This window comes from Chrysiogenia bacterium, from assembly GCA_020434085.1.
In the GTDB taxonomy this organism is placed as follows: domain Bacteria; phylum JAGRBM01; class JAGRBM01; order JAGRBM01; family JAGRBM01; genus JAGRBM01.
Genome location: JAGRBM010000097.1, coordinates 1 through 8,648 on the forward strand (window position 1 = coordinate 1; position 8,648 = coordinate 8,648).

10 protein-coding genes are annotated in these 8,648 nt (G+C 59.4%); all 10 read left to right on the top strand.

Features of this window, described 5'->3' with window-relative positions; all coding sequences use genetic code 11:
- The first annotated feature begins 1,181 nt into the window (after positions 1–1,181).
- Positions 1,182–1,319, top strand: coding sequence for a hypothetical protein (locus KDH09_03325; GenBank protein MCB0218701.1), 138 nt, complete (start codon positions 1,182–1,184; stop codon positions 1,317–1,319).
- Between the two features lie 122 nt (positions 1,320–1,441).
- On the top strand, positions 1,442–2,074 hold the full coding sequence (locus KDH09_03330; GenBank protein ID MCB0218702.1) for a hypothetical protein: 633 nt from the start codon (positions 1,442–1,444) through the stop codon (positions 2,072–2,074).
- Complete coding sequence (locus KDH09_03335; protein MCB0218703.1) at positions 2,071–3,585, top strand: hypothetical protein; 1,515 nt, start codon at positions 2,071–2,073, stop codon at positions 3,583–3,585. The genes KDH09_03330 and KDH09_03335 overlap by 4 nt, the downstream gene beginning before the upstream one ends.
- A complete protein-coding gene (locus KDH09_03340) occupies positions 3,585–5,207 on the top strand; it encodes a hypothetical protein (protein MCB0218704.1) in 1,623 nt (540 codons plus the stop codon). Before KDH09_03335 ends, KDH09_03340 begins: the two co-directional genes overlap by 1 nt.
- Complete coding sequence (locus KDH09_03345; GenBank protein MCB0218705.1) at positions 5,207–5,482, top strand: hypothetical protein; 276 nt, start codon at positions 5,207–5,209, stop codon at positions 5,480–5,482. The genes KDH09_03340 and KDH09_03345 overlap by 1 nt, the downstream gene beginning before the upstream one ends.
- Positions 5,475–6,257, top strand: a complete 783-nt coding sequence (locus KDH09_03350; protein ID MCB0218706.1) for a hypothetical protein — start codon at positions 5,475–5,477, stop codon at positions 6,255–6,257. The genes KDH09_03345 and KDH09_03350 overlap by 8 nt, the downstream gene beginning before the upstream one ends.
- Positions 6,250–6,612 carry a hypothetical protein gene (locus tag KDH09_03355; GenBank protein ID MCB0218707.1) on the top strand — a complete coding sequence of 121 codons (363 nt, stop codon included), beginning with the start codon at positions 6,250–6,252 and terminating at the stop codon, positions 6,610–6,612. Before KDH09_03350 ends, KDH09_03355 begins: the two co-directional genes overlap by 8 nt.
- A gap of 239 nt (positions 6,613–6,851) precedes the next feature.
- On the top strand, positions 6,852–7,766 hold the full coding sequence (locus KDH09_03360; GenBank protein MCB0218708.1) for a hypothetical protein: 915 nt from the start codon (positions 6,852–6,854) through the stop codon (positions 7,764–7,766).
- A 14-nt stretch (positions 7,767–7,780) separates the two neighbouring features.
- On the top strand, positions 7,781–8,224 hold the full coding sequence (locus KDH09_03365) for a hypothetical protein (protein ID MCB0218709.1): 444 nt from the start codon (positions 7,781–7,783) through the stop codon (positions 8,222–8,224).
- A 46-nt stretch (positions 8,225–8,270) separates the two neighbouring features.
- Positions 8,271–8,648 (top strand): hypothetical protein (locus KDH09_03370; protein MCB0218710.1); only part of this gene is annotated, 378 nt, incomplete at its 3' end.

Genomic DNA, 8,648 nt, shown 5'->3' on the forward strand with positions numbered 1-8,648 from the left:
GGGTTGATAGCCTGATACTATGCTGTTTCCCCAATACCGTGCAAGCTATTTCAGCAAAGGCCCCGAAACTGTAACAAGACTTTCGGTATTATTCGGTATGCCTCAAACGCCACCAATCAGCCCACTGGCAATGTTGCCGATAACCCATAGTTGACCGCACCGCGCAACATGCCCCAGGACGCAAATAAACCCACTGTGAGTAGAGTAAATGGCAGGCAAGGGGTAGGGTGCCGGAATGAAGTAAAACCCCTCAGATTGAGTGCATTTGCGTTAGAGGCTAGTGGACTGACCAGTCCAGTTGTCCTGCTCCCTCCAATTGCCCCAGCATGGCCGCTCAGTGGCACTGGCTGTCACTTAAGGGGGGCATTGACAACCCGCCACACAGCCACGAATGCCCATGATTTGGCGCCCGATTTGGCTAACCCATTGAAATCATTGGCCCCAGCGTGCTGTATATTCACGGGATATGTAGCATTGGGGGCTGAGTGGGCCCAATCCTGGCCACAATCCGAGGCACCCCCCCTGGGCCCCCCAAGCGAGCGCGCATCCCCTCTCATAACCCCCCGCGCAAAATCGAGCTTCCACACACGGGGCTTTTGCCGTATACTCGCCGAATGGATAGCAAGCACAACGCAGCCAAGGGCGACGGATACGCGATTTACTCTGGTTCTGGGACGTTTGGACCAGGAGAGCCACTTACGCGCGAAAAGCTGGAGCGCGCGATGGATGTTCTCATGGACACGGAGGCGTCTGAAGCGCCCTATGTGCATCGCTGCGACCGTTGCGGGCGGTTTTGCCTGTCTGATGACCCGTTCTCGTTCGCGTGCCCGGCCTGTGAAACCCCGAAAGTGCCGAATTCTCGGTGATAGCTCGTGAAAACTCGGCATTCTGCGATTGACAGGTGGCCGTGATTTGGTAGAATGAGGCTCTACGGTTCTCCAAAACCGGGGTTTGCTGGCTGATTACCAGCGAGAGAGAGGTCCAGGCAAGTCTGGGCCTTTTTCTTTGGTTTTTTATCTTGTAGAACGGGTGTTTTATACGGTATTCTGTTCGGCATAGGAGGATTTCCCTATGGCTGGAAACCAACCGCCCCCGAAGAAGAAGAAGCAGAGCACCAACAACGCGACGAACAACGCCCTCAAGGCCCTTGACCAGGCCATGGCCCGCAAAAAGAAGAAGAAGTGAACCTCTGGCATCAGATCGTCTGGGACGCCTGCTTCGAGAGGTGGGTCTTTGGCGAGCCGATGCCCGAGTGGGTGTGGGTGCAGTTCGACCTGGACAAGGCCCTGCGGACGTTCATCTACGGGGCGATCAATTGACCTGTTTTGGTGTGTAAAACAACTGGTTGATTTCTGGGATCACAATACCGTATATTTACCAAATGGCAAAGCGCGGCCCGGCCATAGATTGGGACACCCTAGCCCCGAAAGTGCTCGACTCAGTGAGGGCGGGTAAGCCGCTTGGGCAGAGTCTTGAAGAACTGGGGCTTCGGCAACAGAGCTTCATGAAGTATCGCAAGCGCACGCCGGAGTATGACGCACAGATCAGGGCCGCGCTGGGCCATATGTCCAACAGGGGAAATACGACCGGAAGGGGCGGGTTTCTCAAGGGCCAGACCGGCAACCCTGAGGGCCTGACGAACGTCGAGCGCGAGCAGCGTGACCGGGTGCGTCACAAGGGCCTGAATTCCATCGACACCATTCTCGACGCCTTCGCCCGGGGGAACCTGGCTGACGACACCGTGGACACGATTGAGGAATTGTCAGAAGTTCGCCGGTTTTTGAAGGACGAGCAGGACTGGCCCAACTACCTGAAGGCCGTTCAGGCGCAGGAGCGATATGTCTCGGCCATGAGCAAGTTCGTGCCGAAGGAATCCTTCCGCCAGCAGGAATCGACCACCAAGGACATCACGGACCCGACGACCAAGTTCCTGTCCCTTCCCGCTGAAGAGAGGGCGAAGCTGCTCGATGCTGCAAGGGCCGATCTCGATGAAGTGGCTCGTTTGCGTGCCCAGAGGGCTGAGGCGTTTCGGGAATACGCGACAATCGACGTGGAGGCGCGCGAGGTCAATTGAGCGAAGTTGACGCCTACCTTGCCGCAGAGGCGATGAAGCACGACCGCAGGTTCAACATGCGGGACTACTTCGTGCCCTCGAAGCCCCAGCTTGAGTTTCTGAATTCGCTTGCCAAATACACCATGTTCTCGGGGTCCAACCAGACATCCGGGAAATCCACGATTCTGAAGATCAAGGCGTCCTATCACCTGGATGGGCGGTATCCGCGCGATGAGCACGGGAATCTCCTGTGGACGGGCGTCATGTTCGACCACCCCACCACGATTATGATGGGCTCCCTTGAGTCGATTCAGACCCGCGACAACCTGATCGTGGGCTTTGATTCAAAGCCCGGCCTACTGGGACCGGCCCATGCCCGAGGAACGGGGGCAATTCCCCTCGATTCCCTGGTGGTCGAGAGCATTAAAAAGCGCGCCGGGGCCAGCGACGACGTAATCGACAAGTTCCTTGTTCGCTGGCACAAGTGGGACGATGCCCAGAAAAAATACGTCTGGGACGGCTCCAGCCACTCAACGTGCCTCGTATTCTCCCAGGCTTCGGGTTGGGAGTTCTCGCAGGGGCGAACCATCGACTGGATCGGCCTCGACGAGGAGTTCAAACAGAAGGCGCTCTCGGAACTCAAGGCGCGTCTGATCTCTACCGATGGCTATCTGGACATCGCCATGTGTCCGCTCTCTGGCTACACCCCGCTTTACGAGGGGTTTGAGAAGGACGCGGAGCATTACCCAGAGCTTTCCAAGATCATCTACGCGACGATTGACAACTCCCACTGGCTGACACCTACGGCAATCGAGAATGCCAAGAAGACCTACGTGGGGGCCTATGACGAACTCCCCCGCCTCTGGGGCCGCCCCGCCGCTGGCGAGGGCATGATCTACAAGATTCCCGATGAAGAGATCGTCGTTGCAGACTCTTCGGTGCCCGAGGACTGCTCATCGATCATCGGCATCGACCTTCCCCACACCACCGGAACCTTTGCTGCGGTGAAGCTGGCCTACCACGAGCCCACCGATACCGTCTACCTGACCAACGAATTCAAGAGCAGGCTTGGCGTGGACGGTCGCGGAACCTACGTCGAGGCCCTTCGGCTGATGGGTGGCGCTTCTGTCCCCATCGCGTGGCCGCATGACGCCGGGCGAATGAGCGCCGGTAAATCATTGGCGGAGTTCTACCGGGATATGGGCCTCTCCATGCTTCCCGAGGCGGCCTACATGATGACGCTCGACGGCAAGAAGTCGAACGAAATCCTTGGAATCCTCGACGAAGTGAACACGCGAATGAGGACGGGCCGGTTCAAGGTCTGCAAGTCGTGTGAGCAGTTCCTCAAGGAGAAGGGCCGGTATGGGTCTGAAGATGGACTTCCCAAGCGGAACCAGGACGACCACCTCATCGACGCAATGCACAAGGCCGTGATGATGCTGCGCTTCGCAGCCAATGTGGACCTTGAGGGCTCTTACTACCTCGAAGACGGCTTCTCCGAGGAATACGACTTCTTTGGAGCGATCAACTGATGGCCAACAAAACCGCAAAAGAACTGATGTCCCGCTGGGAATACGCCAAGAACAAGCCTGAGCGCCGGAATCACGAGGAAACGTGGGAAGAGATCGCTTCGCTGGGCGACCCGTTCATCGGCGATCTCTCGACCTCGAAGAAGACTCCGGGCTCCAAGCGGGTAAAAAGCGTCCTCGACGCGACCATGATGCTCGCCAACGAGACGTTCGTGAACTTCCTGAAGGGGACCATCTTTCCCAGCAACATGCCATGGCTGAGGCTGGAACCGTTCAGCGAGGAGCTGGCTTCCAACGTGGAGATTCGCCGCGCCCTCAAGGCGGTGGAGGATCGCATCCTCGCTACCTACGCCGGGAGCAACTTCTACGTTCAGGCCGCGCAGGCGCTCAGTTCGTTCTCCCTGCTGGGGAATACCTGCTTCTACATGGAAGAGGTGAACCCCAAGTATTCGGATTCGCGTGGGTCAACATTCGGCGGGTTCATGTTTGAAACCGTGCCGATGAACCGCATCTGGTGGGTCACTGGCAAGGGGAATCGGGTGGTCATGGTGTTCCGCAAGTTCACCCTCCCGGCACTTGAGGCCATGAAGCAGTTCGAGAACCCCGGCTCCGCCGTAATCAATGCGCTGGAGAAAAGCCCGATGACGCCGGTTGGCTATCTCCAGTGCGTCTACGAGCGAGAAGACGGATTCGCCGGGGCCCTTGTTCCGGCACAGAACAAAAAGTGGGCCTCCGACTGGATTTGCCTCGAAGGCAAGGACCATGAGCTGGTTCGCCAGTCGGGATACGACTTCAATCCCTTCGTGACTCCCAGGGCCCGGATCGTGGACGGCGAAGAGTATGGCCGGTGGAAGGGCCACATTGCCCGCCCGGCTGCGTCCGGTTCCACCGAAATGCGCCGTCAGGGGCTTATTGGCCTTGGACGGGTGCTCAATCCCGTGCTCAGCGTTGAACACGAAGCGGTAATGAAGCTCAACGCCGGGCCTTCCGGAATTGCAGTAACCAGGGTGGGCCGCAAGGCGCCCGAATATATCACCCCGCCCTCTGACTTCGGGGCGTTCGAGTTCCTTACCAACCTCGACCGACAGGACATCAAGGCCGTGTTCCATGGGGACGCGCTCGATGACCCGGAGACTGAACCCCGCAGCGCAGAAGAATCCCGCCAGCGCAGGGAGCGGGCGCTCTCGAAGCTCGCCGCCCCCGCAGATGTGATCGACTACGAGTTCCTTGGCCCCATCGTCGCCAACACGGTCAACATGATGCGCCGGGCCGGGGATCTTCCCGAACTCGCCCAACTCGAAGAACTGGGCATTGGTGTGGACGTGACGTTCGTTTCCCCGTTCTTCACGGCACAGAAGCAGGCTGCCGGGCAGGCGGAGGACCAGTTCGTGGCCGAAGCCCTCCAGCTTGCCACGGTGGACCCCACGGTCGTGGACGCAATCGACCTGGCCAAGCACACCCGAAACAAGGGTATTCGCTCGAATGCTACCGGAATCCTCCGCAGCGAGGAAGAGGTGGCGCAGATCCAGCAGGCCCGCGCGCAGGCTCAGCAGGCCGCGCAGCTTCAGGAAGCCCTGCGCACCGGTGCTGACGTGGCCAAGGCTCTGCCGCAACAGGGGGCTTGATGCTCGAATCAGAACGTGAAGCGCTGACCAGCGGGCTCGACGATGAGGACATGGAAGCCCTCAAGTTACAGGCTTGGGACTTTTGGACCGTGTTCACGCGAAGCGAAGAGGGCAAGCGGGTTCTGGCCTGCCTCATGGAAATGTCGGGAGTGTTCCACACGGTGAGCCCCGACGATCCGATTGCATTGGCAAAAACAGTGGCGAAGCGGGAGTTCTACAATGAAATCGAACTCCTGATTAAATACGCGCAAGCGGAAGGAGCAGGAAATGAGTGAACTGGCTGATCTTCTACCCTCGGACTTCGAGGGCAGGGAGGCAATCACCAACCAATTCAAGGACGTAGCGGGGCTGGCCAAGAGCTACCGCGAAATCCAGAGCAAGGTCGGGGGCATGATGAGTGTCCCAAAAGAGCCCAGCGAGAGGCTGGGAGTGCTGCGAAAGCACTTTGGAGCGGGGGAGTCGCCCGATGACTACGCCCTTCCCGATGGGCCCGACGACATTAAGACGATCCTCTCGGCGCTCAGGGAGGAAGCCGCCGGGGCGGGGGTTCCCAAGTCGGCATGGGACAAGCTGGCAGGCAAGGCATCGGAAATGGCCAGTGGTCGCCGCAGCGAGTTCGAGAGCCAGATGTCCAAACTCTCCGAGCAGTGGGACGCCGAGGCCCGGAAAGACCTTGGCGACAAATACGACGAGGTGACGGGCGCCGCGCAGCGCGTGGTGACGGAGCTGGCCAAGAATGACCCCAGCATCGCCACATTCCTCGACGCCACCGGACTGGGAAACAACGGAGCGATGACCCGGTTCATGCAGAGAATCTTCAAGCAGGTCGCCCCTGACAGCATCATCAGCGGCGAAGGAGGAGGCGGAAGCGTGAGCACTACCCCGCAGCAGCTTCGGGACCGGGTTATCGAAATCCAGGCGTCCGAAGACTGGAAGAAGGAAAACCACCACCCGATCAAGCAGAAGCTCCAGCGGGAGGTGACGGCAGCCTACAAGGCCCTTGGAGAACTCGGGTTCAATTCCATCATGGAGGTGAAAGACGATGAGTGAGAAGAAGGAAGAGAAACCAGAGGAAGAACTTGCAGCAGAGCAGGCCCGCAAGGAGCTACTGGCCAAGGCCAAGCCGGTTCTGGACGCAATGCACAAGGTCCGCTCCTGCGAGCTGGCACTATCCGACGAAGGAAAGCCCGGCAATCCGTTCACTGGCCGCTACGCAGACCCCACCGAGGCGCGCGAGGCGTTCAAGGAGTTCCTGAAAAACCCGGAGCAGACCTATGCCGCAGCGCGTAAATACGTGAAAGAGGGCGGCAAGGTGGCTGGCTCGAACGATACCGAGCGGGCCGTTTGCGCCATTTCCCACGCGTTCAGCGAGCAGTTCGGCACACAGGCCAAGCTGCGTCTGTGACACGCTAAGTGACGCGATAACGGGGCCCCGCAAGGGGCCCTTGTTTTATTCAGTAAAATAACCGTTTGACAAATCTGTTCGGTTTCTATACGGTAGAAGAATGCGGGCAACCCTACCGGGTCCGCATTGGTAGCGGCGAAAGCCGCCGTTGGCGCACGTAGCGCAAGGTAGGGCCTGCTGCTTGGCAGATAACCCCCCGAAATTGTTTGGAAAAACACTTTTGAAGGAGGGTTCTGCACATGGCAGCCCAAGTCGAAACACACATGAAAAATGTGTTCAAGGATGGCGTCAGCCTCCTTGCGCAGCAGGAGATGTCCAAACTCCAGGACACCTGCCTGTATGAGCCCCTTGAGGGCGAGAAGAAGTTCTGGGACTACTACGGCAGTGCCTCGTTCATCGAGCGCACCGGTCGCAACCAGGCCAACACCCCGCAGGAGCTTGCCCGTTCGCGGCGCATGATCTCCAAGCAGAGCTACGAGTATACCGAGCTGTTCGATCCCCGCGACCGCAGCCGCCTGCTCAAGGCTCTTGAGCCCGACTCGCAGTTCGTCCGCGCCGTCATCGCTGGTGCGATGCGCAAGAAGGATGACATCATCATCGCCGCGTTTGACGGCACCGCCTACTCGGGCAAGGACGGCACGACCAGCGTCGCTTTCGACAATGGCAACACCCCCTCGCACGACATCACGATCACCTACGACGAGGCCGATTCGGCTTCGACGACTGAGACCCCGCTGACCATCGGCAAGCTTCGCCGCTCCCGCGCCCTGCTGGAGGGCAAGGATGTGGACGAGTCCATGCCGTGGTTCTGCGTTGCTCACCCGAACGCCAAGCACGCGCTCCTGCGCTCCGCTGAAGTGACCAGCGCCGATTACAACTCGGTGCGCGCCCTCGTTGATGGCCAGGTCAACAGCTTCCTTGGCCTCGACTACCGCTGGAGCACGCGCATCGCAAACAACGACACGAATGACCGTTATGTCTACGTCTACCGCAAGGACGCGGTTGTCTTCGGCATGGACGGTGACATCCGCGTCGAGATCGACGAGCTGCCCGAGAAGGGCCACGCGATCCAGCTTGCCGTCTACATCGACATGGCCGCCACGCGTGCCGAAGAGACGAAGATCGTTCGTATCAACACGAACGAGGCTGCGTAAGGAGGAACTGAACAATGGCAACTGTTTACAGTGAACAGGTAACGAACGAAACCGCAACTCCGCGAGTCCTCTCGACGCAGAGCCACTTCATCACCCGCTACGGGAAGTATACCTCGACCTCGACGACTGCCGCTGGCGACGTGATCCAGATGGTCACGCTCCCCGCTGGCTATGTCGTGGTCGGGATGCACCTGGAATGGGAAGACTGGGGCACGGACGTGGACTTCGATGTCGGTATTACCGGCGTTGATGTTGACGGCTACATCGACGGAGCGACCAACGACTCCGGTGGCGTTGCCCTCCTGGGCGGCGGCGCTGGTGCCGGTGGCGTGGGCATTGCTGCCCAGTCCGCCGATGACACCATCGACATCCTCATCGTGGATGGCGGCTCCATCTCCATCACCGCTGGCAAGGCCGTGGAACTCCACGTCCTCGCCATGAAGAACGTCGAAAGCTAACCCGGATGGGGGCCGCAAGGCCCCCTCCTGCTGAAGGAGGCCAATCATGGCAGACATTACGGGATTTATCCCACGCAATCCGGGTGACCCAGCGAAGAGTGTTGACTCCAATGAGATCGCAACCGGTGCGGTAACGACCGCAAAGGTGGCGGACGACGCGATTACCAACGCCAAGACGGACGCAGACCAGCCGAAGTATCTGAAGTTTCAGTATGACTTCGCGGACCTGGGCGGTGCCCAGGGTGCGATCACACTGACCGACGATGCTGACTCTGCGCAGACCATTCCCGACAACGCGGTGATCACTCGCGTCACGCTCGACGCGCTGACCACCGCCACGTCTGGCGCATCCGCAACCATCGCGCTCGGCTACACCGGAGCCGCTACGGCGTTCCTGGCGGCTACCGCGTTCGACAACGGGGAA